Annotated in this window: 23 protein-coding genes; 15 read left to right on the forward strand and 8 right to left on the reverse strand. The window is 70.4% G+C overall.

The annotated features are described in order from the left end of the window. The first annotated feature begins 2 nt into the window (after positions 1 to 2). The 4 genes from E9228_RS12400 (at position 3) to E9228_RS12415 (ending at position 5,339) form a co-directional block, all read left to right on the forward strand. Entirely contained in the window at positions 3 to 950 is a 948-nt protein-coding gene (locus tag E9228_RS12400; RefSeq protein ID WP_166780882.1) for a carbohydrate ABC transporter permease, read from the forward strand. Further along, positions 947 to 1,909, forward strand: coding sequence for a carbohydrate ABC transporter permease (locus E9228_RS12405; RefSeq protein ID WP_166780883.1), 963 nt, complete (start codon positions 947 to 949; stop codon positions 1,907 to 1,909). The genes E9228_RS12400 and E9228_RS12405 overlap by 4 nt, the downstream gene beginning before the upstream one ends. A 149-nt stretch (positions 1,910 to 2,058) precedes the next feature. Then, entirely contained in the window at positions 2,059 to 3,393 is a 1,335-nt protein-coding gene (locus E9228_RS12410) for an ABC transporter substrate-binding protein (protein WP_166780884.1), read from the forward strand. Positions 3,394 to 3,488: 95 nt separating this feature from the next. Continuing rightward, the gene (locus tag E9228_RS12415; protein ID WP_166780885.1) at positions 3,489 to 5,339 is read left to right on the forward strand and encodes a glycoside hydrolase family 35 protein; all 1,851 of its coding nucleotides are present in this window, start codon (positions 3,489 to 3,491) and stop codon (positions 5,337 to 5,339) included. Between the two features lie 72 nt (positions 5,340 to 5,411). On the opposite strand, the gene E9228_RS12420 is transcribed toward E9228_RS12415, so the two are convergent. Together E9228_RS12420 and E9228_RS12425 are read right to left on the reverse strand one after the other, a co-directional pair. Then, positions 5,412 to 5,714 (reverse strand): hypothetical protein, encoded by a 303-nt coding sequence (locus E9228_RS12420; RefSeq protein WP_166780886.1) that lies wholly within the window; start codon positions 5,712 to 5,714, stop codon positions 5,412 to 5,414. A 210-nt stretch (positions 5,715 to 5,924) separates the two neighbouring features. Next, positions 5,925 to 6,236 carry a biopolymer transporter Tol gene (locus E9228_RS12425; RefSeq protein ID WP_166780887.1) on the reverse strand — a complete coding sequence of 104 codons (312 nt, stop codon included), beginning with the start codon at positions 6,234 to 6,236 and terminating at the stop codon, positions 5,925 to 5,927. 60 nt (positions 6,237 to 6,296) lie between these two features. Here E9228_RS12425 and E9228_RS12430 point away from each other — a divergent pair, with 60 nt between their 5' ends. After that, positions 6,297 to 7,370 carry a spore photoproduct lyase family protein gene (locus E9228_RS12430; protein ID WP_166780888.1) on the forward strand — a complete coding sequence of 358 codons (1,074 nt, stop codon included), beginning with the start codon at positions 6,297 to 6,299 and terminating at the stop codon, positions 7,368 to 7,370. Between the two features lie 61 nt (positions 7,371 to 7,431). Here the strand turns inward: E9228_RS12430 and E9228_RS12435 are convergent, their stop codons facing one another. Both E9228_RS12435 and E9228_RS12440 read right to left on the reverse strand, forming a co-directional pair. Beyond that, entirely contained in the window at positions 7,432 to 7,608 is a 177-nt protein-coding gene (locus E9228_RS12435) for a CsbD family protein (protein ID WP_166780889.1), read from the reverse strand. A gap of 139 nt (positions 7,609 to 7,747) precedes the next feature. Beyond that, positions 7,748 to 8,146, reverse strand: coding sequence for a DUF3253 domain-containing protein (locus E9228_RS12440; protein ID WP_166780890.1), 399 nt, complete (start codon positions 8,144 to 8,146; stop codon positions 7,748 to 7,750). A 92-nt stretch (positions 8,147 to 8,238) separates the two neighbouring features. On the opposite strand from E9228_RS12440, the gene E9228_RS12445 reads away from it, so the two are divergent. Beyond that, positions 8,239 to 9,594: an alpha-amylase family glycosyl hydrolase gene (locus E9228_RS12445; protein ID WP_166780891.1), complete on the forward strand. Its 1,356-nt coding sequence runs from the start codon at positions 8,239 to 8,241 to the stop codon at positions 9,592 to 9,594. A gap of 85 nt (positions 9,595 to 9,679) precedes the next feature. On the opposite strand, the gene mmsB is transcribed toward E9228_RS12445, so the two are convergent. The 3 genes from mmsB to chvE all read right to left on the reverse strand — a co-directional run bounded on the left by mmsB (position 9,680) and on the right by chvE (position 13,648). After that, positions 9,680 to 10,861, reverse strand: a complete 1,182-nt coding sequence (gene mmsB / locus E9228_RS12450; RefSeq protein ID WP_166780892.1) for a multiple monosaccharide ABC transporter permease — start codon at positions 10,859 to 10,861, stop codon at positions 9,680 to 9,682. Then, positions 10,848 to 12,398 carry a multiple monosaccharide ABC transporter ATP-binding protein gene (gene mmsA / locus E9228_RS12455; protein ID WP_166780893.1) on the reverse strand — a complete coding sequence of 517 codons (1,551 nt, stop codon included), beginning with the start codon at positions 12,396 to 12,398 and terminating at the stop codon, positions 10,848 to 10,850. The genes mmsB and mmsA overlap by 14 nt, the downstream gene beginning before the upstream one ends. A 113-nt stretch (positions 12,399 to 12,511) precedes the next feature. Next, positions 12,512 to 13,648, reverse strand: coding sequence for a multiple monosaccharide ABC transporter substrate-binding protein (gene chvE, locus E9228_RS12460; protein ID WP_166780894.1), 1,137 nt, complete (start codon positions 13,646 to 13,648; stop codon positions 12,512 to 12,514). Positions 13,649 to 13,833: 185 nt separating this feature from the next. Between chvE and E9228_RS12465 the strand changes: the two genes are divergently transcribed. The 4 genes from E9228_RS12465 to E9228_RS12480 all read left to right on the forward strand — a co-directional run bounded on the left by E9228_RS12465 (position 13,834) and on the right by E9228_RS12480 (position 17,638). After that, positions 13,834 to 14,892, forward strand: coding sequence for a LacI family DNA-binding transcriptional regulator (locus E9228_RS12465; protein WP_166780895.1), 1,059 nt, complete (start codon positions 13,834 to 13,836; stop codon positions 14,890 to 14,892). A 273-nt stretch (positions 14,893 to 15,165) separates the two neighbouring features. Continuing rightward, positions 15,166 to 16,122, forward strand: coding sequence for an ABC transporter ATP-binding protein (locus E9228_RS12470; protein WP_166780896.1), 957 nt, complete (start codon positions 15,166 to 15,168; stop codon positions 16,120 to 16,122). Further along, on the forward strand, positions 16,122 to 16,859 hold the full coding sequence (locus E9228_RS12475) for an ABC transporter permease (protein ID WP_166780897.1): 738 nt from the start codon (positions 16,122 to 16,124) through the stop codon (positions 16,857 to 16,859). Before E9228_RS12470 ends, E9228_RS12475 begins: the two co-directional genes overlap by 1 nt. Then, positions 16,859 to 17,638: an ABC transporter permease gene (locus E9228_RS12480; protein WP_166780898.1), complete on the forward strand. Its 780-nt coding sequence runs from the start codon at positions 16,859 to 16,861 to the stop codon at positions 17,636 to 17,638. The genes E9228_RS12475 and E9228_RS12480 overlap by 1 nt, the downstream gene beginning before the upstream one ends. Positions 17,639 to 17,771: 133 nt before the next feature. Here E9228_RS12480 and E9228_RS12485 read toward each other — a convergent pair whose 3' ends face one another. Further along, positions 17,772 to 19,772: a glycoside hydrolase family 127 protein gene (locus E9228_RS12485; RefSeq protein WP_166780899.1), complete on the reverse strand. Its 2,001-nt coding sequence runs from the start codon at positions 19,770 to 19,772 to the stop codon at positions 17,772 to 17,774. A gap of 167 nt (positions 19,773 to 19,939) precedes the next feature. Here E9228_RS12485 and E9228_RS12490 point away from each other — a divergent pair, with 167 nt between their 5' ends. From E9228_RS12490 to E9228_RS12510, 5 genes are all read left to right on the forward strand, one after another. Next, positions 19,940 to 20,938 (forward strand): substrate-binding domain-containing protein, encoded by a 999-nt coding sequence (locus E9228_RS12490; protein WP_166780900.1) that lies wholly within the window; start codon positions 19,940 to 19,942, stop codon positions 20,936 to 20,938. Between the two features lie 127 nt (positions 20,939 to 21,065). Beyond that, positions 21,066 to 22,727, forward strand: coding sequence for a xylulokinase (locus E9228_RS12495; protein ID WP_166780901.1), 1,662 nt, complete (start codon positions 21,066 to 21,068; stop codon positions 22,725 to 22,727). Continuing rightward, the gene (locus tag E9228_RS12500) at positions 22,727 to 23,428 is read left to right on the forward strand and encodes an L-ribulose-5-phosphate 4-epimerase (protein WP_166780902.1); all 702 of its coding nucleotides are present in this window, start codon (positions 22,727 to 22,729) and stop codon (positions 23,426 to 23,428) included. The genes E9228_RS12495 and E9228_RS12500 overlap by 1 nt, the downstream gene beginning before the upstream one ends. Then, a complete protein-coding gene (araA, locus tag E9228_RS12505; RefSeq protein WP_166780903.1) occupies positions 23,425 to 24,972 on the forward strand; it encodes an L-arabinose isomerase in 1,548 nt (515 codons plus the stop codon). Before E9228_RS12500 ends, araA begins: the two co-directional genes overlap by 4 nt. Before the next feature lie 28 nt (positions 24,973 to 25,000). Next, positions 25,001 to 26,278: a D-arabinono-1,4-lactone oxidase gene (locus tag E9228_RS12510; RefSeq protein ID WP_341849881.1), complete on the forward strand. Its 1,278-nt coding sequence runs from the start codon at positions 25,001 to 25,003 to the stop codon at positions 26,276 to 26,278. The last annotated feature ends 124 nt before the right edge of the window (positions 26,279 to 26,402 follow it).

Genomic DNA, 26,402 nt, shown 5'->3' on the forward strand with positions numbered 1-26,402 from the left:
ACATGAGCACGCTCACCGCGCGGAGCCCCGAGGCCGCGCCGCGACGCTCGGGCACCACGCCCGCACCGCGTCGCCGTGGGAAGCCCCGGGGTCGCATGACCGGCTGGCTCTTCGTCGGCCCGTTCGTCGCCGTCCTCGTGCTGATGCTCATCGTGCCGATCGGCTACGCGCTGTGGCTCAGCCTGTTCCGCGACCAGCTCATCGGTGGCAACCAGTTCGTCTGGTTCGCCAACTACGTGCAGCTCTTCCAGGACGCCAAGTTCTGGTCCGGCTTCGGCCGCGTCGCGATCTTCCTCGTCGTCCAGGTGCCGATCATGCTGGGCCTCGCCCTCGTCGCCGCCCTGGCGCTCGACAGCGCCCGCCTCTGGGGCACCGGGTTCTTCCGCATCGCGGTCTTCCTGCCCTACGCCGTCCCCGGTGTCGTCGCCGCCCTGATCTGGGGCTTCATCTACGGCAACCAGTTCGGTCTGACCGGAGCGGCGAACGACGCGCTCGGCATCGACCTGCTGCAGCCGTTCAGCCCGAGCTGGGTCCTGACGAGCATCGGCAACGTCGTCACGTGGGAGTTCCTCGGCTACAACATGCTGATCTTCTACGCCGCCCTCCGCACCGTCCCGGGCGACCTGTACGAGGCGGCCGAACTCGACGGGGCCGGCCCGATGCGCACGGTCTTCTCGATCAAGCTCCCGGCCCTCCGCGGCCCGATGGTCATCGCGACGATCTTCTCGATCATCGGCAGCTTCCAGCTCTTCAACGAGCCGAACCTGCTGAAGACCCTCGCCCCGAACGTCATCGGCAGTGCCTTCACGCCGAACATGTACGCCTACTCGCTGTCCTTCAGCGGCCAGCAGTTCAACTACTCCGCCACCGTCGCGATCGTCATGGGCGTCATCACCGCCGTCATCGCCTACGTCGTGCAGGTCCGCGGCACCCGACAGGAGAACCGATGAGCACCCTGCAGGGTCCCGCCCCCCTCACCGTCACCGAGGCGACCACGACGCAGGGTGACCCGCGTGCACGCCGCACCCGTGCCTCCCGGAAGGCGGCCCAGCCCGTCGACGGGCGCAAGGTGAAGCGCTCCGGTCTGCTGACCGCGGTCATGGTCGTCTTCGTCGTCTACTCGTTCGCGCCGCTCTTCTACCTGCTGGTCAACAGCACGAAGACGCAGTCGTCGCTGCTCTCCACGTTCGGCCTCTGGTTCGGCGGGAAGTTCAACCTCTGGCAGAACATCGTCGACACGCTGACCTACAACGACGGCATCTTCGTCCAGTGGCTCGGCAACACGCTGCTCTACGTGGTCGTCGGTGCGGGCGGGGCGACCCTGCTCGCGACCGTCGCCGGCTACGGCATGGCGAAGTTCCAGTTCCCCGGCCGTCGCGCCGTGTTCGCCGTCGTCCTCGGTGCGATCGCCGTGCCCGGCACCGCCCTGGCGGTGCCGACGTTCCTGCTCTTCTCGCAGGTCGGCCTGACCAACACCCCGTGGGCGATCATCCTGCCCTCGCTGATCAGCCCGTTCGGCATGTACCTGATCTGGACCTACGCGGTCGAGGCGATCCCCACCGAGCTCATCGAGGCTGCCCGCATGGACGGCGCCGGCGAGTTCCGCATCTTCTTCACCATCGCGCTGAAGCTCCTGGCGCCCGGTGTCGTCACGGTCCTGCTGTTCGCGGTCGTCGCCACCTGGAACAACTACTTCCTGCCGCTCATCATGCTGAGCGACCCGAAGTGGTACCCGCTGACGGTCGGCCTGAACCAGTGGAACGCGCAGGCCACCGGCTCCGGCGCGCAGCCGATCTACAACCTCGTCGTCACCGGCTCGCTGCTCACGATCATCCCGATCGTAGTCGCGTTCCTCTTCCTCCAGCGCTTCTGGCAGTCCGGCCTCGCGGCCGGCTCCGTCAAGGCCTGATCCCGCCCTCCGGCCCCGGTCAGCAGCACCGGACCCCGGCCGGGAGGCACGGAGCGGCCCCGCAACGGACCGCACCGACCAGCACCAGCACCAGCAGTCCCTCCTCCACGAAGAAGCACCTTCTTCACGATGAAGTGAAAGGCACCACCATGCAGAAGCGTCTCCGGCGCGGGCTCAGCGCCCTCGCCATCGGCGTCACCGCCGCGATGGCCCTCGCCGCCTGCGCGTCCGGCGGCTCCGGCTCCGGCGGCTCGGCCTCCGACATCGACAAGGCCCTCGACCAGGGCGGCACGCTGACCTACTGGTCGTGGACGCCCTCCGCGAAGGACCAGGTCGCCGCGTTCGAGAAGGCCTACCCCAAGGTGAAGGTCAAGCTCGTCAACGCCGGCACCGGTGCGGACCAGTACACGAAGCTGCAGAACACCGTGAAGGCCGGCTCGGGCGCCCCCGACGTCGCACAGGTCGAGTACTACGCCCTGCCGCAGTTCGCCCTGTCCGAGTCGCTGCTCAACCTGTCCGACTACGGCTTCGGTGACATGAAGGACAAGTTCGCCGCGAGCACCTGGAACTCGGTCTCGATGGACGGAAAGGTCTACGGCCTGCCGCAGGACTCCGGCCCCATGGCGATGTTCTACAACAAGAAGGTCTTCGACCAGTACGACATCGCCGTGCCGAAGACGTGGGACGAGTACGTCGCCGCCGCGAAGAAGCTGCACGACGCCGACCCCGAGAAGTACCTGGCCGCCGACTCCGGCGACGCGGGCTTCACCACGAGCATGATCGCCCAGGCCGGCGGCACCCCGTTCACCACCGACGGTGACAAGGTGACCATCAACCTGCAGGACTCCGGCACGAAGAAGTGGACCCAGACCTGGGACCAGCTCGTCGAGCAGGGCCTCCTGGCGAAGACCGTCGGCTGGACCGACGACTGGTACAAGCAGCTCGGCAACGGCCAGATCGCCACGCTGATCACCGGCGCCTGGATGCCCGGCAACCTCGAGGCCAGTGTCGCCGACGCCAAGGGTGACTGGCGCGTCGCACCGATGCCGACCTACGACGGCCAGACCGCGGCCACCGCGAACAACGGCGGCAGCGCCGAGGTCGTCATGAAGCAGTCGAAGAACCCGGCCCTCGCCGCCGGCTTCCTCAAGTGGCTGAACTCGTCGAAGGCCTCGACCAAGGTCTTCATGGAGTCCGGCGGGTTCCCGTCGACCACCGCCGACCTCGAGTCGTCCGCGTTCCTCGACGAGAAGCCGGACTACTTCGGTGGCCAGCAGATCAACAAGGTGCTCGTCGACGCGTCCAAGGCATCGGACAACGACTTCACCTACCTGCCGTACCAGGTGTACGCGAACAGCGTCTACGCCGACACCGTCGGGCAGTCGTACGAGAAGAGCACGTCGCTCGAGTCGGGTCTGTCGGCCTGGCAGGACGCCCTCGCGAAGTACGGCAAGGACCAGGGCTTCACGGTCTCGACCAAGTAGCCCCACCACATCGACGCGGCCGTGCGGGTTCTCCGCACGGCCGCGTTCCCACGAGACGCGTCGGCACCGACGTGTTCCCACCAGAAAGCAACGACATGCGCTTCGCCATCGGCGACACCGACTTCCTGCTCGACGGGCAGCCGCACCGGGTGCTCTCCGGTGCCATCCACTACTTCCGCGTCCACCCCGACCTGTGGGCCGACCGGATCCGCAAGGCCAAGCTCATGGGCCTCAACACCGTCGAGACCTACGTGGCGTGGAACGCGCACGAGGCCACCCCCGGCACCTTCGACTTCACCGGCGGCCTGGACCTCGGCCGGTTCCTGGACCTCGTCGAAGCCGAGGGCATGCACGCCATCGTCCGCCCCGGCCCGTACATCTGCGCCGAATGGACCAACGGCGGGCTGCCGTTCTGGCTGTTCACCGACGGCACGGTCGGCATCCGCCGGGACGAACCGCAGTTCCTCGCCGCCGTCGGCCGCTACCTCGACGCCCTCGCCCCGATCCTGGTGCCGCGGCAGATCGACGCCGGCGGGCCGATCGTGCTCGTGCAGGTGGAGAACGAGTACGGCGCGTACGGATCCGACCCGGTCTACCTCGAGAAGCTCGAGCGGATGCACCGCGACATCGGTCTGACCGTGCCCTTCACGAGCGTCGACCAGCCGATGGACTCGATGCTCGAGGACGGCTCGCTGCCGTCGCTGCACAAGACCGGCTCGTTCGGCTCCCGCTCCACCGAGCGCCTCGCCCGCCTCCGCCAGGCGCAGCCGACCGGACCGCTGATGTGTTCCGAGTTCTGGGACGGCTGGTTCGACAGCTGGGGGGAGCACCACCACACCACGTCGGCCGCAGCCTCGGCGTCGGACCTGGACGACCTGCTCGCCGCCGGCGGTTCGGTGAACATCTACATGTTCCACGGCGGCACGAACTTCGGCTTCACGAACGGCGCGAACGACAAGGGCGTGTACCGGCCGATCGCGACGTCGTACGACTACGACGCCCCGCTCGACGAGGCCGGACGCCCCACCGAGAAGTTCCACGCCTTCCGGGACGTCATCGCCCGGTACGCCCCCGTCCCGGAGCTGCCCGCGGCGATGCAGCCCGGCGGGTCGGGACGTCTCGCGCCGGCGTCCGGGCCTGCGGAAGCGCCGACCGACGGCCTGGAGGCACGACCCACCCCCGCCGCGGACGTCGCCGTCCGCCTCGACCGCGTCCTCCCGCTCGTCGACCTGCTGCCGACGACGACGGACTGGACCACCCACGAGACGCCACCGACCTTCGACCAGCTCGGCGCCGCCTCCGGCTTCGTCCTGTACCGGACCGAGGTCGACCTGCCCGACGGCGGGGTGCTGACCGTGGGTGAGGAGGTCCGCGACCGCGTCCTCGTGCGCGTCGACGGTCGGACCGTCGGCGTCCTGGAGCGGGAGCACCACGACCGTGCGATCGCGCTGCCACCGGTGACGGGCCTCCTGGAGCTGCTCGTCGAGGACCAGGGACGCGTCGACTACGGGCCCCGGATCGGCGAGCCGAAGGGGCTCATCGGCGCGGTCCGGATCGGCGACGACGTGCTGTCGCGCTGGACGGTGTCGCCCCTGGCACTCGACCCGGTGCCGGAGGCCGCGCTCGAGGTGCTGCGGAACGCAGACCTGTCGACGGGGGAGACCCTCGCCGGTCCGGTGTTCGCCATGGGGTCGTTCGAGCTCACCGACAGCGGTGCGGACCTCGACCGCTCCCTGGCGCTCGACGGGTTCCGGAAGGGTGTCGCCTGGGTCAACGGGTTCTGCCTCGGCCGGTACTGGTCGCGCGGTCCCCAGCGCACGCTGGCCGTCCCGGCACCGGTCCTCCGAGCCGGACGGAACGAGGTCGTCGTGTTCGAGGTGCACGCCTCGGCGGCACGCACCGTCTGCATGTGCGTCGAGCCGGCGCTCGGACACACCGAGGCCTGAGGCCCCTCCGCACAACGAACGGCCCCGGGGATCCCCGGGGCCGTTCGTCATGCGGTGGTCGGTCGGGCTCGGTCAGCAGGTCGGCTCCGGGACGAGCACCGCGATCCGGCCGACGCGGACGACCGGGACGCCGCCGCGTTCGCCGAGTCGCTCCCCGGCGAAGCGGACGAGCACCCCGGGCTCGGTCCGCTCGGCCTCGACGAGCGCGGCGGCCTGGGCCGGTGTGACCAGCAGCTCCCACGGTCGGCGGATGCCCGCGGCGTCCTCGGAGCAGAGCTCGAGCAGCACGCCGACTCGTGCGCCGGCCGGTCCCTCTGCCGTCGTCGTGCCGGTGCGCAGCCCCACCAGTGCGCCCGTGTGCGTGATGTCGTTCATGGTCCCCCTCGGTCCTCGGCGTCCTCGCCGCGACGAGCCTACGGCGGCGAGGATCTCTCGCACCTCATCCGGAAGGTGGGGAAGCGGGGTGTCGCGTCCGCCGAACGGGTGACGCGCGGTCCCCGGGGGCGCTCGTCAGCCGCAGGGGACCGATCGCGGCGGTGTTCGCGCTGCGCTCCCACGCGGGCGCGCGGATGACCTCGTCGTCCGTCACGGCGCCTCGTCGAGACGGTCGAGGTCCGCGAGGGCCTGCTCGGCCTGCGCGATCCGTTCGGGCTCCGGTCGGGTCCACCACTCCGACCCCCGCTCACCGAGACCGTGCTTGGCGAGGCCGTTCCGGTGGCGGGCTGCTGTGACGGCGTCCTCGTCCCCGGCACGCTTCGCGAGCTTCACGGCGTTCCGGCCACGCCCCAGGTGCGAGCGGAGACGCGCTGCCAGGTCCTCGGGGAGCGCCGGGTCCGTCCGCCGCCACCGCCGTCCGTCCACGACGAAGAAGTGGTCGTCCTCCACACCCGCGGTCATGCTCCGAGTCTGCCCGAGCCACGTCCGAGCTGTCGGTGGTGGCGGGTAGAACGGACGGCGATGACCGACTCCCGCGTGCGCCCCCTGCTCGACGTCACACGCATCTACGCAGAAGACGCCGCCCTCGAGCTCCCCCGGGGACAGGAGATCGTCGGGCGTTGGCCGGACGCCGAGATCGTCCCGGTGGCGTCGCACTGGCAGATCCCCGAGGTGCACGGCGACGAGCGCAACGTGTCGCGGTGGGTCCGGATCAAGACCGAGGCGCTCGTGCTCGGCGTCAAGAAGTCGATCGTGACGCGGCCGAACGGTCGCTCCGCGGACTTCATCGCACCCTCGACCGCGAACGGCTGCGCGATGGCGTGCGCCTACTGCTACGTCCCCCGGCGCAAGGGGTACAGCAACCCGGTCACCGTCTTCGCGAACATCGAGCAGATCACGAAGCACCTCGCTCGGAACATCCACAAGCAGGGCCCGAAGACGGAACCGAACCAGTGCGACCCGGACGCCTGGGTCTACGACATCGGGGAGAACAGCGACTGCTCGGTCGACGCGATGCTCAGCGACAACGTCCGAGACCTCTGCGACCTGTTCCGGATGACGCCCACCGCGAAGGCGTCGTTCGCGACGAAGTACGTCAACCGGGACCTGCTCGACTGGGACCCGATGGGGCGCACCCGGATCCGGTTCTCGCTGATGCCGCACGAGACCGCGAAGGTGACGGACATCCGCACCTCACCCATCCCCGAACGGATCGCGGCGGTCAACGACTTCGTCGACGCCGGGTACGAGGTGCACCTGAACTTCTCACCCGTGATCCTCACGCCGACGTGGGAAGCCGACTGGGCCGCCATGCTGCGCGAGGTCGACGACGTGCTGTCCCCGGCCGCCAAGGCCCAGCTCGCAGCCGAGGTCATCTTCCTCACCCACAACGAGCAGCTGCACGCGGTGAACCTCGGCTGGCACCCGAAGGCCGAGGACCTGCTCTGGCGCCCGGAGCTGCAGGAGCAGAAGCTGTCGCAGAACGGCGCCGTCAACATCCGCTACCGCGCGGCGATGAAGGCACGCCACCTCGAGCGATTCCGTCAGCTCGTCGCCGAGAACCTGCCCTCCTGCCGGATCCGGTACGCCTTCTGATCGTGGGACGACGAACGCCCGCACCGCGAGCGGTACGGGCGTTGCGTGGTGGTGCCGGCGGTCACTTGCCGTCGACGGCGTCCTTCGCCTTCTCGGTGTCCATACGGGCCTCGCCCATGCCCTGGTCCTTGTGACCCTGGGCAGTGAGCTCGGCGTCGTCGGTGTGCTTGCCGACTGCCTCTTCGGCCTTGCCGGCGAGCTTCTGGGTTGCGTCCTTGGCCTTGTCTGCGAGCGACATGGTGTTCCTTCCTGCGGGGGATCCCGCCGAGGGTCCCCGGCGCGTGCTGCTGACGCTAACCCCGTCCTCGGCGCCGCTCACGGCCGGGGCCGAGGGTCGTGTACCCCGGTGGTGCTGACGCGCGAATCAGGATGGTCGCTCAGCGCGGACGGCGGATGCGGATCGGCCCCTTGGCGGTCGACGGGTCGATGACGTTGCCGCCCTGGGTGATCTCGACCTCGCCGCGCGCGACCATGCGACGCGCCGCGCGACGCGCGGGCTCCATCAGGTCGCGCCAGTCGTCTCCGCCGATCGCACGGGCGGCGTCCGAGGGGCAGATGCTGGAGGTCACGGCCCGGGCGTCGAGCAACTCGTCGATGGTCCGCTCGAGGGTGCGATCGGTGTCGTCGAGCTTGTGCCGACGACAGGCGTCGGAACACCACTTCGCGTCCGCGCCCGCGGAGTCGGGCATCCGGCGGCCGCACGAGGCGCAGGTGCGTTCGGCGTGTGCTGCGTCGACTCGGCGTGCGTCGTCCTCGGTGCGGATGGCTCGTCCCATGCGTCCATGATCGTCCTCGCCACCGACGCGCTTCCAGGCTGGTGGTACCCCGGTCGGCGGTTCCGACCAGGGCCGGCTGGCAGCATGCAGGGATGGACCACGACGTCGACCGAACTCCCGAGCCCGCCTGGGTCGAGCACGTGATGTGGTGGCACGTCTACCCGCTCGGCTTCGTCGGTGCGGACATCCGCCCGACGAGCAGCCTCGACAGCGGTGTCGAGGACCGCCCCGTCGAGCACCGCCTCGGGCACCTGGATGGCTGGCTCGACCACGTCGTCGACCTCGGTCTCAACGGCCTGCTGCTCGGGCCGGTCTTCGCGAGCTCGACGCACGGCTACGACACCGTCGACCACTTCCGGATCGACCCCCGCCTGGGCGACGACGGTGATGTCGACCGACTGGTCACCGCCGCGCACGAACGGGGCATCCGGGTGCTGCTCGACGGCGTCTTCAACCACGTCGGTCGTGAGCACCCCGCCTTCCGGGCACTCGCCGAGCACGGGCCGGACGCCGGGACGGCCGCGCTCTTCGCCGTCGACTGGGACGGCTGGCAGCCCGGGCAGCCGGTGCCGGTCGGGTCGTTCGAGGGGCACGACATCCTGGTGGCGCTCGACCACTCCTCGTCGGCGACCGAGGACCTGGTCGTCCAGGTCATGACGCACTGGCTCGAGCGGGGCATCGACGGCTGGCGGCTCGACGCGGCGTACGCGGTCCCGCCGGCGTTCTGGGCGCGGGTCCTGCCGCGTGTCCGCGAGCGGTTCCCCGACGCCTGGTTCTCGGGCGAGGTCATCCACGGCGACACCGCGCAGATCGTCCGTGCGTCGACGATGGACTCCACCACGCAGTACGAACTGTGGCAGGGCATCTGGCACGGCATCGCGGACCGCAACTGCTACGAGCTCGCGCACGCGATCGAGCGGCACGACGAACTGCTCGCGACCTTCGCCCCGAGCACCTTCGTCGGCAACCACGACGTCACGCGGATCGCCTCGGCGGTGGGGGAGGGGTTCGTCCCGCACGCGATCGCGGTGCTCTTCACGGTCGCCGGCACCCCGTCGGTCTACGCGGGCGACGAGTTCGCGTGGACCGGCGTGAAGGAGGACCGTGTGGGCGGCGACGACGCCGTCCGCCCGACGTTCCCGGACGGCCCACCCGAGGTCACCGGCGTGGCGGCGGACGTCCTGCACGCCCACCAGGCGCTCGTCGCGCTCCGCCGTCGGCACCCGTGGCTGCACCGGGCCCACACCGACGTCGTGCACCTCGACAACACGGCGCTCGTCCTCCGCACCGCGACCGACCGGGAGGCCGTGGTCACCGCCCTGAACCTCTCGCCTGAGCCGGTGGTCCTGCCCGCCGCCGACGCGACGCGCGTCGAGGCGGGCGCGGGTGACCTGCGCGACGGGACCCTGCGCCTCCCGGCCGCAGGCTGGGCCGTCCTGACCCGCTGACGCAAACGAGACTCGGGCTGAGCGACGTTCCGCGCATCGCACGATGCGCGTCCTGTCGCTCAGCCCGAGTCTCGGCTGGCGGGTACTACTTGCGGCTGCTGGCCGCGCGGCGCTTGTTGAAGACGTCGAACGCGACGGCGGCGAGGAGCACCAGGCCCTTGATGAGCTGCTGGTACTCGGTGCCGACACCGAGAATCGACATGCCGTTGTTCAGGATGCCGATGATGAGACCACCGACGATCGCGCCCGGCACGGTACCGATGCCACCGGTGACGGCAGCGCCACCGATGAAGACGGCCGCGATGGCGTCGAGCTCGAACCCGTTGCCCGCGCTCGGCGAGGCCAGGTTGAGCTGGCCGGTGAAGACCACGCCGGCGAGGGCCGCGATGACGCCCATGTTCACGAAGAGCAGGAACGTGACGCGCTTCGTCTTCACGCCGGACAGCTGCGCGGCGAGCGGGTTGCCGCCGATCGCGTAGATGTGACGGCCGAAGACCGAGCTGCGCATGACCAGCGAGTACACGATGACCAGGACGCCGAGGATGACGAGCACGATCGGGGTGCCGTTGTAGCTGGCGAGGAGCACCGCGACGAACATGACGAGCGCGATGGTGAAGACGAGCTTCGTGATGAACCAGGCGAAGGGCTCGTCCTCGAGCTGGTACTTGCGACGCGTCGCACGACCACGGAACGCCGTGATGACCAAGATCACCGAGGCGGCGATGCCGAGGATCATCGTGAGCGGCTCGTAGCCGGAGGTGCCGAAGGCCGGCAGGAAGCCGGAGCCGAGGGAGCGGAAGCCCTCCGGGAACGGCGAGATCTGCTGGTTCTGCAGGGCGATCTGGGCAGCACCGCGGAAGGCGAGCATGCCCGCCAACGTCACGATGAACGCCGGGATCCCGAAGTAGGCGATCCAGAAGCCCTGCCAGGCGCCGACGAGGGCACCGAGGACCAGGCAGAGGACGACCGCGATCGGCCACGGCACGTGCCACTGGGTGATCATGACGCCGGCCATCGCACCGGTGAAGGCGACGACGGACCCGACCGACAGGTCGATGTGGCCGGCGATGATGACCATCACCATGCCGATCGCGAGGATCAGGATGTAGCTGTTCTGCACCACCAGGTTCGAGACGTTGATCGGCGCGAGGGTGATCCCGCCGGTCGTCGCCTGGAAGAAGATGACGATGACGATCAGCGCGATGAACAGGCCGATCTGTCGGAGCTGCCCGGTGAGGTAGCTGGCGGCGGACTTAAGCGCGTTCATTGACTGGGGTCTCCCGTTCCTGGGTCATGTACTGCATGAGGGTCTCGGGCGTCGCCTCGGAGCGGGGGACGTCCGCCGTGATGCGACCCTCGGAGAGCGTGTAGATGCGGTCGCAGATGCCGAGCAGTTCGGGGAGCTCGGAGGAGATCACGATGATCCCCTTCCCCTGGTCGGCGAGTGCGTTGATGATCGTGTAGATCTCGTACTTCGCGCCGACGTCGATGCCGCGGGTGGGCTCGTCGAGGATGAGCACGTCGGGGTCGGCGTACATCCACTTCGACAGGACGACCTTCTGCTGGTTGCCGCCCGAGAGCTTGCCCGTGACGGCGTTCACCGTCGGGGCCTTGATGTTCATGTTCTTGAGGAAGCCACGCGCGACGGTGGTCTCCTGCGAGCTGTTGACGAAGCCCCAGTTGGCGAGCTTGCCGAGCGCGGAGCCCGACACGTTGCGCTTGATGTCGTCGATCAGGTTGAGGCCGTAGCGCTTGCGGTCCTCGGTGGCGTAGGCGATGCCGTTGTCGATCGCGGCCGACACGGTGTTCGTCTTGATCGGGACACCCCGCTTGTAGACGGTGCCGCTGATGCCGGTGCCGTACGAGTGCCCGAAGACGCTCATCGCGAGCTCGGTGCGTCCGGCGCCCATCAGACCCGCGATGCCGACGATCTCACCGGCGCGGACCATGAGGTTGGCGTCGTGGATGATCTGGCGCGAGGCGTCGAGCGGGTGGTGGACGTTCCAGTCCTCGATGCGGAGGAGTTCCTCGCCGACCTGCGACTCGTGCTCCGGGTAGCGGCTCGACAGGTCGCGACCCACCATGCCGCGGATGATGCGGTCCTCGGAGATCTCGTCGGCGTGCATGTCGAGCGTCTCGATCGTCTGGCCGTCGCGGATGATCGTGACCTTGTCCGCGATCGCCTTGATCTCGTTGAGCTTGTGGCTGATGATGATCGCCGTCATGCCCTCGGCCTGCAGCGACTTGATGAGCTCGAGCAGGTGTGCGGAGTCGTCGTCGTTGAGTGCGGCGGTCGGCTCGTCGAGGATGAGGAGCTTCACCTTCTTCGACAGTGCCTTGGCGATCTCGACGAGCTGCTGCTTGCCGACACCGATGTCCACGATCTTGGTGATCGGGTTGTCCTTGAGACCGACGCGCTTGAGGAGCTCCGCAGCGGCGAGGTTCGTCTTGTTCCAGTCGATGAAGCCGCCCTTGGACTGCTCGTTGCCGAGGAAGATGTTCTCGGCGATCGACAGGAAGGGGCTCAGCGCGAGCTCCTGGTGGATGATGACGACGCCGGCTTCCTCGGAGTCGTTGATGTCCGAGAACCGGACCGGCTTGCCCTCGAGGAGGATCTCGCCGTCGAACGTGCCGGCCGGGTAGACACCCGACAGCACCTTCATCAGCGTCGACTTGCCGGCGCCGTTCTCGCCGCAGATCGCGTGGACCTGGCCACGTTCGACCTCGATGGAGACGCCCTGCAGCGCCTTCACACCGGGGAACGTCTTGGTGATGTCGCGCATCTCGAGGATGGTGTCCGCCACGTCGACCGCCTTCCGTTCCGCGCGCTGGTGCGCGCTCGAAGAAATAGGGGGAGACAGGCCGGAGGCGCGGTGCGGGACCGCGCCGCGCCTCCGGTCCGTCAGAGGGGTGCGACCTACTTGAGGTCGGATTCCTTGTAGTAGCCGGAGTCGACGAGGACCTTCTTGTAGTTGTCCTTCGTGACGACCGTCGGCTGGAACAGGTAGGTCGGGACGACCTTGACCTTGTTGTCGTAGCTCTTGGTGTCGTTGACCTCGGGCTTCTTGCCCGTCAGCAGGTCGTCGGCCATCGTGACGGACTCGGTCGCGAGCTTGCGCGTGTCCTTGTAGATGGTCGAGTACTGCTGGTCGTTGATGATCGACTTGACCGACGCGGCCTCGGCGTCCTGACCGGTGATGGTCGGGAGCGGACGGCTGCTGGTGCCGTAGCCGGCACCCTGCAGAGCCGAGATGATGCCGATCGACATGCCGTCGTAGGGGGAGAGCACGCCGTTCAGCGTGGTGCCACCCGAGTAGGACTTGGCGATCAGGTTCTGCATGCGGGCCTTGGCGGTCGCCGGGTCCCACTGCTGCGTGGCGGCCTGGGTGAAGCCGTCCTGGCCGGAGCCGATCTTGATGGTGCCGTCCTCGATGTACGGCTTGAGGGTCTTCATCGCGCCGTTGAAGAAGAACGTGGCGTTGTTGTCGTCGGGCGAGCCGGCGAACACCTCGATGTTGAACGGACCCTTCTTGTCGGTCTTGTTGCCGTCCGCGTCGAGCAGACCGAGACCGGTGAGGAGCGAGTTCGCCTGGTCGACGCCCACCTTCTCGTTGTCGAACGAGACGTAGTAGTCGACGTTCTTGCTGCCGGTGAGCAGGCGGTCGTAGGAGATGACCTTGATGCCGGCCTTGGCGGCGGCGTCGAGCTGGTCGGAGAGCGAACCACCGTCGATGGACGCGACGATGAGGACCTTCGCGCCCTTCGTGATCATGTTGCTGACCTGCTGGACCTGCTGCGGGATCTTGTTGTCTGCGTACTCGAGGTCGACCTTGTAGCCCTTCTTCTCGAGGTCGCTCTTGACGGCGTTGCCGTCCTTGATCCAGCGCTCCGACACCTTGGTGGGCATCGCGACGCCGACGAGGGCGCCCTTGTTGTCGGTGCTGCCGCTGCCACCGTCGCCGGTCGCGGAACGACCACCGCCGGCGGAGCAAGCGGCCAGGGAGAGAGCGAGGCCGAGGGCGGCGACGCCCGCGACGATCCTGCGCTTCTTCATCGAAGTACCTCTGTTCCTCTCGCGTCGGCATCGACGCGTTCAGGTGCGGGGCTGCTGTGTCCCGCTGGGGATGTGATGCTCCAAGTGAGCGCTCACATCATGTGGTCTCCGCCGAGCCGTGTCAACTCGTCGAGACCCGATCGGGATGTCATGTCCCCGAACTGGCGCCGCGGTACGGTGACCGGATGACGACGACCGCGACGCCGAACGGCAGGGGACGCAAGGCCCCGACGATCTTCGACGTCGCCGAACGTGCCGGCGTCTCCCACCAGACGGTGTCCCGCGTGATCAACGGGGACCCGACCGTCCGCGAACAGTTCCGGACGAAGGTGACCGACGCCGTCTCGGCGCTCGGCTACCGGCCCCGGGCCGCCGCACGGGCACTCGCCGGTGGACGGAGCCGTGCCCTCGGACTGGTCAGTGCCGGCGATGCGCTCTACGGACCGTCCAGCACGGCGATCGGTTTCGAGCGTGCTGCCCGGACCGCCGGGTACCACGTGCTCCTCTCGACGCTGCCGGACGACCCGAAGCCACTCGACCTGTCCGAGGCGCTCTCCACGCTGCTGGCGCAGGACGTCGCGGCGGTGGTCCTCGTCGCCGCCGACAACCGGGTGCTCGACGCCCTCGCCTCACTGACCCTGCCGGTGACCGTGCCCGTCGTCGTCGCGAACGCGGTGCAGCGGGACGCGCTGCCGACCGACCTGGTCGTGCCGGGCAGCGGCGGCGCGACCATCTCCGCGGTCGCCATCGACCAGGCGGCCGGCGCGACCCTGGCGCTGCAGCACCTGTTCGACCTCGGTCACCGTCGGATCGTGCACATCGCCGGGCCGACGGTCTCGCAGGAGGCCGAGGTGCGTCGTGCGACCTACGAGCGGACCATGCGCTCCCACGGCCTGATCCCGGTCGTGTTCGAGGGCGACTGGACCCCGGCGAGCGGGTTCGCCGCCGGCCGGGCGATGGACGTCACGGCCGTCGACGCCGTGTTCGCCGGGAACGACCAGATGGCGCTCGGCGTCCTGCACGCCTTCGCCGAAGAGGGGCTCCGGGTGCCGGACGACGTCGCGGTGATCGGCTTCGACGACGTCCCGGAGGCGGCGCACTTCACCCCGCCGCTGACGACGGTCCGTCAGGACTTCCAGGCGATGGGGGAGCGGGTGCTCGCCTCGGCGCGGGCGCTCCTCGAGGGTGGCCAGCACGACGACGCGCTCCTGCAGCCCGAGCTGGTGGTCCGCCGCAGCGCGTAGGCGCGAGGGGCCACCGCGTCCGGCGGTGGGTCCTCCGTGCGCGATGTGGCGGTACGGCAACGGCAGCTGGGGTTGCGCCACCTGAAGTATCACCACTAGCGTGTGGTATCCACATCGCGGAAGGGGGTGATCCGATGTCGATCGACGCCATCAAGGCGGAGCTCGAAGATGATCCGTTCATCTCGACCGTCCTGCGTCCCTGGGCCCACGCGTGAACAACGGCCGACCCCGGGGCCCGCTCGGCACCGAGATCATCGCCGAGGGGGCATCCGCATGAGCACGAAGGCCCTCGAGCTCGTCGGGGTCGAGCGATGGTTCGGTCATGGCAGCGATGCGGTGCACGCGCTGCGGTCGGTCGACCTCGAGGTGCCCGCTGGGAGCGTGCTCGGGGTCCTCGGCCCGAACGGTGCCGGGAAGACGACGACGGTCAAGATGGCCTCCACGCTCCTCGAACCGTCTCGCGGGAGCGTCCTGGTGGACGGCATCGACGCAGTCCGACATCCGAGAGCCGCACGGGCGCGACTCGGCCTGGTGCTCGGCGGCGACCGTGGCTTCTACCTGCGAGCGAGTGGACTCGAGAACCTGCGGTTCTTCGCGACCCTCGCCGGGTTGTCCCACCGTCACGCGGAATCGAGGATCGCGGAACTCCTGGACCGCGTCGGGCTCGCCGGGCGCGAGCGGCAGCGAGTCGAGACGTACTCACGCGGCATGCGGCAACGTCTCCACCTCGCGCGAGCGGTCCTCGCCGCGCCGGCTCTGCTCCTCCTCGACGAGCCGTCGATCGGCCTCGATCCCGAGGGCACCCGCGATCTGCGCGAGCTGGTCCGGGAACTCCGGGCATCGGGCTGTGGGATCCTGCTGACCACGCACCAGCTCCAGGAAGCCGACGAGCTCGCCGACGCCCTCGTGGTGATCGACCACGGAAGAGTCGTGTCGCGCGGGAGCGCCTCGGACATCGCCGCGGCTGGAGGCGTGGACACGGTCGTCACCTTCGCCACCAGGGAGCTCCTGCCCGCCACCCGAGCTCGGATCGAGGCGCACCCACACGTGGTCGACCTCGACGTCAGGCCTCGGGGGAACGGTCACGAGATCGACCTGGTCGGGTGTGGTCTCGACACCGACCTGCTGCGCGCCTTCGGATCCGAGCTGCGCATCGACTGGGTGACGCGGCGTCCGGTGACCCTCGAAGAGGCGTACCTCGCGTTCGTCGCTCGGCGCGGTACCCCGTGATGCGTGCACTCCGTCTGACCGCGTTCCACGGGCGGCAGTTGCTCCGCGTGCCGTTCTTCCTGCACCAGGCGCTCACGACCCCGCTCGTGTTCGAGTGGCTCCGAGCCATCGGGCTGGAAGGGGCCGGGGCCGCGATCCAGGGTGACCTGTGGCTCCTCGCGGGCATCGCGGGCATGTGGTCGACGACCACGCTCGCCGTCGGCATCATCGGGTTCCAGCGCTTCCAGGGGACCCTCGAACACCTGGCCACGAGCGTGCTCCGACCCGGGGCCGTGTTCGGCTCGCTCGCGGTCTCGGCCATGCTGATCGGCCTGCCGGGCTTCCCGCTGGCGTTCGCGGCGCAGGCACTCACGTCGGGAAACCCTTCGATCCGGTGGTCGGACGCACTCGTGGTCGCCGGGGCGGCGCTTGCTTGCGCAGCATCGTCGTCGGTGCTGGCCGCAGTGTTCGTGCTCTTCCGGTCGGCCACGGTGTTCGAGCCGCTGGTCCTGACACCGGTGTGGCTCGTCACGGGAGTCGTGCTCCCGCTGTCGGCTCTCCCTGCGTGGCTGGTCCCCTTGGCACTGGTCCACCCACTGACCTCGACGGTGCTCGCAGTCGGACGGACGTCGGGAGCGGTCCTGGTGCCGATCGCGTCCAGCGTCGTCGTGTCCACGGGATGGTTCGCCGTGGCGGCGCTCGCCCTCCACCTGGCGCTCCGGCGCGTGCGCATCAGCGGAACGCTGGGGTTGGGCTGATGACCGCCTTCTGGAACGCGGTGGTCGTCACCGCGCGGAGCCGTCCGGAGTTCCTCGACCGGACCACCGCACTGCTCGTGCTGCTGGGGGGTCCGGTCGTCACCGCGGTGCTCTACCTGGCACTCGCGACCGGCGGGGGGACCGCAGTCGGCACGCTCGAGGACGCGGTGGCATCCGGACTCGCGGTGGCGGGGCTCTCTGCCGGGATGGCCGCCTCGGCTCTGCTGTCGTCGGACCAGCACAACGGCACCCTGCCGTTCATCGTGGTGTCACCGACACGTCGGACCGCGGTCTGGCTCGGGAGGGTCACGGTCGTCGTCGGCCTCGGCGTGCTCGAGGGGGCCGTCGGGACCGTGGCGACCCTGTCGGTCACCGACACGTTCCCTCCGCCGGGTGTGACAGCGGCCGTCCTCGGGTTGATCCTCGAAGTCGCGGTCGTGTCGGTCGGTCTCGGCGCCGCGATCGGTGCGGCAGGGTTGGTGCTGCGGGACAGCATGCTGCTGCCGAACATCGCGGAGCAGGTCATCGTGGTCCTCTGCGGTGCTGTCGCACCGGTCGGGGTGCTCTCGCCGCCGCTGCAGGTCCTCGCTCGGGGGCTGCCGCTCTCGTGGTCGATCGAAGCGGGACGTGCGGTTGCCGACGGCGTGGTACCCGTCGCCGAATCGGTGACGGCGGCGGTGGTCGGCGCCCTGTGGGCAGTGGTCGCGGTGGCGCTCTGGACGGTCCTCGAGCGTCGTGCACGCCGGACGGGCGCGATCGAGTCGATGTCGCTCGGCTGAACCGGGGCCGACGCGGGCCGGCGCCGGTCCGACGCGGGCCGGCGCCGGTCCGACGCTCCTGCCGGAAGCCGCAGGACGTACCGCCCGCCTCGGTGGCGGACGGCACGTCGTGCGACAGAGCGGGGCCCGGGGGCTACCGGGCGAGCGGCAGCCAGACCCGCATGGGCGCCGGCGCACGGTTCGCCCAGGCGTAGTAGGGCACAGCCGTCGCGGTGACTGGTGACCCGGCCGGGAGGCTCGGGGCGCGGTCGTCGGACACGGCCACGTCGGCGACGCTGGTCGCCTCGCTCGCGCGCCCCGTCCCTCCCGGCCCGTCCAGCCGCCGGTACGGCCAGGTCGCCTGCATCCGCTCGGACGGCGCGCGCCCGGGGATCCGCAGCGTGACGACGCCGTCGAGCAGCTCGTCCCGCTGCTCCTCGGTGATCGCGGCCGCCGCGTCGACCGTCAGGTCGTCGACCGTGAAGCCCTGCTGGTCCGCCTGCTCGACCGCGTAGACGAGCGGGCCGCGCTCGATGGCGACCTGCCCGCGGGAGGCGTCGATGCGGGCGTCGGCCACGTACCGGTGCGGCGTCGTGTCGAACGCGAGCTCGACGGTGTCGCCGGCCGACCACTCGCGGTCGATGACGTGGAGCGTGCCGGCCGCCGGGCTCGCCGAGCCGTCCGGACCCGTGACGGTCGTGGTGTCCGACCAGGCCGGGATGCGGAGTCCGAGACTGAGCGGTCCGTCCTCGGTGACCGTGACGCGCACCCGGCCGTCGTGCGGGTAGCCGGTCTCGACGTCGACCGGCCCGAGCGAGGCGGTCGCGTACTGCTGGACCTGCAGCCCGCCGTCGGTCGCGGTCGCCAGGTAGCCGTCGAGGCTGGCGAAGGTGCGCATGATGTTCGGCGGGCAGCAGGCGCAGTCGAACCAGCCCCGACGGCCGTGCGCGGGGGAGCGGTTCTCGTCCTGGTTGGCGTGGTCGCGCTGCTGCAGCGGGTTGACGTAGAAGTACTCGGTGCCGCCGAGGCTCACGCCCGCGAGGAACGCGTTGTACAACAGGCGCTCGATCGCGTCGGCGTAGACGGGCTTCCCGGTCGCGAGCAGCAGACGCCAGGCCCACTGCACCCCGCCGATGGCCGCGCAGGTCTCGGCGTAGCCGCGGTCCGTCGGGAGCTCGTAGGGGTCGCCGAACGCCTCCCCGTCCCAGCGGGCGCCGAGGCCGCCGGTGATGAACGCCTTCGTCGCCATCATGTCGGCGAACTGCTGCTCACTCGCGGCGAGGAGTTCGGTGTCGCCGGTCTCGATCGCGACGTCGACCGCGCCGGCCGCCAGGTAGACGGCCCGGACGGCGTGGCCCTCGACGGTCGTGGCCTGCCGGGTCGGTACCCGGTCGGAGAAGTACGTCGGCTCGCCGCCGGCCCGCTCGATGATGCCGTGCCCGCGGGCGTCGACGAACCAGTGCGCCAGGTCGAGGTAGGCGCGGGTGCCGGTCTCGCGGTACAGCTCGACCAGGCCCATCTCGACGACGGGGTGGCCGTCGATGTCGCGGGTCTTCGGCGTGCCGTCTGGTGCGGTGCCGTCGCCGAAGGTGCGGACCAGGTGGTCGGCGTTCCTGATCGCGACCTCGAGCAGACCGGTGTCCCCGGTGGCACGGTGCTGGGCCACGGCCGCCTGGTACAGGTGCCCGGCGCAGTACAGCTCGTGGCTCCACTTCAGGTCCGTGTACCGCTCGCCGTTCCCTCGGACCTGTTGCACGGAGTCGAGGTAGCCGTCGTCGGCCTGCGCCTGGGCGTACAGGGCGGTGACCTCGCGCTGCAGGTCGAGCAGGTCGTCGGCGGGTGCGCGGCCGTACTCCCACGCCACCGCCTCGAGCCACTTCGTCACGTCGGAGTCCATGAAGACCGGGCCGGTGGCGTCGCCCTCCTCGAGCCCGGCGGCGATCCGGAGGTTCCGGAAGTTGCCGGCGGCCTCGAGCAGTGCATGGGCGCCGCGCACGGCGTCGCGGCCGTTGCGCTCCTGCCGGACTGCCCAGAAGCCGCCGGTGATCCGGGCGTCCCCCGTCGGCACCGGCCGGAGCGTGAGGTGCGCATCGGCGGTCGGGAGGACCGGGGTCGCCGGGTGCTCGCCGCGGTCGGTCGCGAGCGTGGTGGTCATGTCGCCTCCTTGCGATGTGACTGGTGCCGATCCGGAGTGCATCGTCTCGATTCGGAAAACGCTTTCTGCGGTGGACGTTACGACACGGGCGGGAGGCGCGCAAGGGCTCCGTGCATCGGCTTGCGTATGATCATCCGCACGTCCAGAACATCGGAAAGGCGGTTGCCGTGTCGGCCGAACGCACCGGAGTGCAGACCCGGATCACCGACGTCGCCGCGCTCGCCGGGGTCTCGATCGGCACCGCGTCGAAGGCCCTGAACGGCACCGGCCAGCTGCGGGACTCGACGCGGCAGCGGGTGAAGGACGCCGCCGAGAAGCTCGGGTTCGTCGGCGACGCCCGAGCGCGCGCGCTGTCCTCGGGGCGGACCTACACCGTCGGCATGATCACCACGGACTCGTTCGGCCGGTTCACGATCCCGGTGCTGCTCGGCGCCGAGGACGCGCTGTCCGCCGGGCAGATGGCCGTGCTGCTCTGCGACACCCGCGACGACCACGTGCGCGAAGCCCACTACCTGCGGTCCCTGGCGGCGCGCGGTGTCGACGGCGTCATCGTGACCGGTCGTTCCGCCGATGCCCGACTGCCGATCGACGTGTCGATGCCGGTCGTCTACGCCTTCACGCCCTCCACCGACGAGGCCGACGTCTCGATCACGCTCGACGACGCCGCCGGCTCGGCCCTCGTGGCCAGGCACGTGCGCTCACTCGGTCGGCAGCGGATCGCCGTCGTGACCGGGCCGGAGCGGCACCGGTCGGCGGTCCGACGGGCGGACGGTGCGTCGTCGGTGCTCGGGTCGCACCTGGTGGCACCACCGCTGTTCGGCGAGTGGTCCGAGCGCTGGGGGCGCCAGGCGGTGGACGTGCTCGCGCGCCAGGCGCCCGACGTCGACGCGATCGTGTGCGGCAGCGACCAGATCGCGCGTGGCGTGTGCGACCGACTGCGGGAGTCCGGACGGTCCGTGCCCGGCGACGTCGCGGTCACCGGCTTCGACGACTGGGACGTGATGGCGCTGGCGAGCCGACCCCCGCTGACCACCGTGGACCTGCGGCTCGAGGAGCTCGGCCGCGTCGCGGGGCAGGCGCTCCTGGCGTTGATCGACGGCGGCATGGCCGCGTCAGCGTCGGTCGCCCCCACGCTCGTCATCCGCGAGAGCACCGTCGGCGCCTGACGGCTCGGGAACGCGGACGACAGCCCCCGGTGCGCTGGGCGGCGACGCGGCCCGACGAGTTGTCCGGGTGAGCGCTCACGCGCTACGGTGTGAGCGCTCACTCGACGGCGAGAGCAGGAGGCCCACCATGAGCGACGACCGGACCCGCGAGATCGCGGACGGCCGCACGACCCTCGGCATCGAACTCGGGTCGACCCGCATCAAGGCGTGTCTGGTGGGTGAGGACCTGACGGTCATCGCCTCCGGCAGCCACGAGTGGGAGAACGAGTTCGTCGACGGTCGCTGGACCTACCCGCTCGCAGCGGTCGAGACCGGTGTGCGCGCCGCCTACGCCGCGCTCATCGCCGACCTGCAGGCGCAGCACGGCTCGGTGCCGACGACGTTCCGCGCCGTCGGTGTCTCGGCGATGATGCACGGCTACCTGCCGTTCGACGCCGACGGGGAACTGCTGGTGCCGTTCCGCACCTGGCGCAACACCTCGACGGGCCCGGCGGCGGCCGCGCTGACCGAGGCGCTGGGCTTCAACATCCCGCTTCGCTGGTCGATCGCGCACCTGTACCAGGCCGTCCTCGACGACGAGCAGCACGTCGCCCAGACCACGGGCATCACGACGCTCGCCGGGTACGTGCACCGTCAGCTCACCGGCCAGGACCTCCTCGGGGTGGGCGACGCCTCCGGTGTGTTCCCGATCGACCCGGCCACCGGCGACTACGACGCCCGGATGCTCAGCGCCGCGCAGGACCTGATCGGCGTCCCCGACCTCCGTGCACTCCTGCCCGAGGTCCGCGTCGCCGGCCAGGACGCCGGACGCCTGACCCCGGCCGGCGCCGCCTGGCTCGACCCCACCGGCACGCTGCAGCCCGGTGCCCCGCTCTGCCCGCCCGAGGGCGACGCCGGTACGGGCATGGTCGCCACGAACGCGGTCGCCCAGCGCACCGGCAACGTCAGCGTCGGCACGAGCATCTTCGCGATGGTCGTGCTCGAACGCGCGCTGTCCACGCCGCACGAGGAACTCGACGTCGTCACCACCCCTGCCGGCGACGCGGTCGCGATGGTGCACTGCAACAACGGCGCCAGCGAGATCGGCAGCTGGGCGCGGGTGTTCGGCCGCTTCGCCGAGGCCGCCGGCACCCCGACCGACGCCGACTCGGTGTTCCGCACCCTGCTCGACGAGGCCGCCACCGCGGACCCCGACGCCGGCGGGCTGCTCGCCGTCAACTACCTGGCCGGCGAACCCGTGACCGGTGTCGAGGACGGCCGACCGCTGCTCCTCCGCGCCCCCGACGCACGCTTCACCCTCGGCAACCTGGTCCGCGCCGAACTCATGGGCGCCTTCGCGACGCTCGCCATCGGCATGGAGGTCCTGCACGCCGAGGACGTCGCCGTCGACCGGATGACCGCACACGGCGGGCTCTTCCGCACGCCCGGCCTGCCGCAGCGCCAGCTCGCCGCCGCACTCCGCGTGCCCGTCGCGCTCGAGACCACCGCCAGCGAAGGCGGGGCGTGGGGCATCGCCGTCCTCGCCGCCTACCTCGAGCACGCGGCCGACACCTCCCTCGCCGAGTACCTCGACACGACCGTGTTCGGTTCGTCGTCCTCGTCCGTCGTCGACCCGGACCAGGGCGACGTCGACGGGTTCGCGGCGTACCTCGACCGCTTCCGCCAGGCGCTGCCGATCCAGGCCGTCGCCGCGGGAGTGCCGGGCGCGACCGTGTCGTCGAGCGGGCCGACGACCGCAGCCGGGTCGAGCCTCCCGACCGACCACCAGCAGGAACAGGACGTGAACTGATGACCGACGACACCACCCGAGCGGCCGTCGCCGCAGCGCGCGAGCGCGTGGCCCGACTGCACGGCGAACTCGTCCGCTACGGGCTGGTCATCTGGACCGGCGGCAACGTCTCCGAGCGTGTGCCCGGCACCGACCTGTTCGTCATCAAGCCGAGCGGCGTCGTCAGCGAGGACCTGACCCCGGAGAACCAGGTCGTCTGCACCCTCGACGGTGTGCCGGCCGAGGGGTGGGGCAACGCGCACGGGCCGTCCTCCGACACCGCCGCGCATGCCTTCGTGTACCGGAACATGCCCGAGGTGAACGGCGTCGTGCACACCCACTCGACCTACGCCACCGCCTGGGCCGCCCGCGCCGAGGAGATCCCCTGCGTGATCACCGCGATGGCCGACGAGTTCGGCGGCCCGATCCCGGTCGGCCCCTTCGCGATCATCGGCGACGACTCGATCGGCCAGGGCATCGTCGCGACGCTCAAGGACCACCGGTCGCGTGCCGTGCTCATGCAGAACCACGGCGTCTTCACCATCGGCAAGGACGCGAAGGACGCCGTCAAGGCCGCCGTGATGTGCGAGGACGTCGCCCGCACGGTCCACATCGCGAAGCAGGGCGGTGACCTCGTGCCGATCGCGCCCGAGGACATCGACCGACTCTTCGACCGATACCAGAACGTCTACGGACAGAACCCCGAAGGAGCCATGCGATGACGCAGGACACCCCCACCACGACCGACGCCGTCGACCCCCGGGCCACGCTCGAGCGCTACGAGGTCTGGTTCCTCACCGGCTCGCAGGGCCTCTACGGCGAGGAGACCCTCCGCCAGGTCGAGGAGCAGAGCCGCGCGGTGCACGCCGAGCTCGCGGGAGCACTGCCGGTGAAGCTCGTGTGGAAGCCCGTCCTGAAGGACGCCGACGGCATCCGTCGCGCCCTGATCGAGGCCAGCGCGGACGACAACGTCATCGGTGTCACGACGTGGATGCACACGTTCAGCCCCGCGAAGATGTGGATCGGCGGCCTCAACGCGCTGACCAAGCCGCTGCTGCACCTGCACACGCAGGCGAACGTCACGCTGCCGTGGTCGGAAATCGACTTCGACTTCATGAACCTCAACCAGGCAGCCCACGGTGACCGCGAGTTCGGCTACGCCCTCGCCCGCATGGGCGTCCGGCACGCGACCGCCGTCGGTCACGTCTCCGACCCGCGCGTGCAGCAGCGCGTCTCCGACTGGACCCGTGCCGCCGCCGGTGCCGCCGCCATCCGTGAGCTCAAGCTCACCCGCTTCGGCGACAACATGCGTTACGTCGCCGTCACCGAGGGCGACAAGACCGAGGCTGAGATCGAGCTGGGCGTGCAGGTCAACACCTGGGGCGTCAACGACCTCGTCGCCGCCGTGGACGCCGCGACGGCCGACACCGCCGCCGTCGACGCGCTCGTCGCCTCGTACGAAGCGGAGTACGACGTCGACCCGTCGCTCCGTGGCGACGGTGACCGGCACGGCGCGCTCCGCGACGGTGCGGCCATCGAGCTCGGACTCCGCGCCCTGCTCGCCGAGAACGGCTCCGCCGCGTTCACCACGAACTTCGAGGACCTCGGCACGCTCAAGCAGCTGCCCGGTCTGGCCGTCCAGCGACTGATGGCCGACGGCTACGGCTTCGGCGCCGAGGGCGACTGGAAGACGGCCGTCCTGGTCCGGGCGATGAACGTCGCCGGCGCCGGACTGCCCGGTGGTGCCTCGCTCATGGAGGACTACACGTACGACCTCACCCCGGGCGCGGAGAAGATCCTCGGCGCGCACATGCTCGAGGTCTCGCCGACCCTCACCGCGTCCACCCCGACGCTCGAGATCCACCCGCTCGGCATCGGCGGCAAGGACGACCCGGTGCGCCTGGTCTTCACCGCCGACGCCGGCCCCGCGGTCGTCGCCGCGCTCAGCGACACCCGCGACGGTTTCCGCCTCACCGCGAACGTCGTCGAGGTCGTCGCGCCCACCGAGGCGCTGCCGAACCTGCCCGTCGGCCGGGCCGTCTGGGAGCCGCAGCCGTCCTTCCCCGTGTCCGCCGAGGCCTGGCTCACCGCCGGTGCCGCGCACCACACGGTGATGACGACCGCCGTCGGCATCCAGGTGATCGAGGACCTCGCCACCATGATCGGCACCGAGTTCCTGGTCATCGACGAGCACACCACGCTGCGCGGCTTCCGCGACGAGGTGCGCACGCAGCAGACCTGGCACCGGCTCGACCGGGGCTTCTGAGTCGGTCGGGAGGCCTACGATGAGCGACGTGATCGACGACGACACCACCACTGCTGCCCACACCCGCACCAACTGGGCGGGGAACGTCACCTACTCGGCGAGCCGCCTGGCGGAACCGACGAGTGTGGACGACCTCCAGCGGCTGGTCGCCTCGACCCCGCGCCTGACGGCGCTCGGGTCACGGCACTCGTTCAACACCATCGCCGACACGGATGCGGTGCAGGTGACGCTCACGGGCCTCCCGCCCGAACTCGACGTGGACTCCGACCGGCGCGTGGCACGGGTCGCCGCCGGCCTCACCCACGCCCAGGTCGCCGTCGGCCTGGAGGCACGTGGCTGGGCCCTCGCGAACCTCGCGTCCCTGCCGCACATCTCCGTCGCCGGCGCCGTCGCGACCGGCACCCACGGGTCCGGCGTCGGCAACGCGTCGCTCGCCCAGTCCGTCGTCGGGCTCGAGATCGTCCGGGCCTCCGGCGACGTCGAGGTCGTCGGCGCGGACGACCCCCGGCTCGACGCGCACCGGGTCGCCCTCGGCGCACTCGGGGTCGTCGTCGCCGTGCGCCTGGCCGTCGAACCGACCTACCGGGTCGCCCAGACCGTGCACACCGGCCTGGGCTGGGACGTCGTCGACGCGCAGTTCGAGTCGATCATGTCGGCCGGCTACAGCGTCAGCATGTTCACCGGCTACACCGACGACGGCATCCGGCAGATCTGGACCAAGCGGCGCGAGGACCGCGACGACGCCGTCATCGACCTCGCAGCCCTCGGTGCGGTCGCCGGTGCCGAGCCGATCCACCCGGTGCCCGGCAGCGAGACCGCCGGCGTCACCGAACAGGGGGGCGTACCCGGACCCTGGCACGAACGGCTGCCGCACTTCCGGTCCTCGTTCACGCCCTCGGCCGGCGAGGAGATCCAGGCCGAGTACATGGTCGACGCCGCCGATGCCGTCCCCGCCATCCAGGCGCTCCGACGCATCGGGGACGCCATCGCTCCGGTGCTGTTCGTCTCCGAGATCCGCCGCATCGCCGCCGACGACGCGTGGCTCGCACCGAGCTCCGGACGGGACTCGGTCGCGTTCCACTTCACGTTCCGCCGGCAGACCGAGGACGTCGCGGTCGCGCTGCCCCTGATCGAGAACGCCCTCGCACCGTTCGGACCCCGGCCGCACTGGGGCAAGGTCGCGGCGGCGAGCCCGGAGCGGCTGCACCAGGTCTACCCGCAGCTCGGCGCATTCGCAGCGCTGGCGCGGGACCTCGACCCGGAGGGGCGCTTCCGCAACCCGTTCCTCGACCGCGTGCTCGGCTGAGCCCGCCGGACGGGAGCGCCCCGCGCCGCTGGATGCGGTGCGGGGCGCCCTCGTCACTGGCGAGCTCGGCTACACTGCTTCCCGAGTGCTGAACTCGGGGAACGGTGTTTCCCCTGGCCCTCCA

It is taken from the genome of Curtobacterium salicis (assembly GCF_011759505.1).
In the GTDB taxonomy this organism is placed as follows: domain Bacteria; phylum Actinomycetota; class Actinomycetes; order Actinomycetales; family Microbacteriaceae; genus Curtobacterium; species Curtobacterium salicis.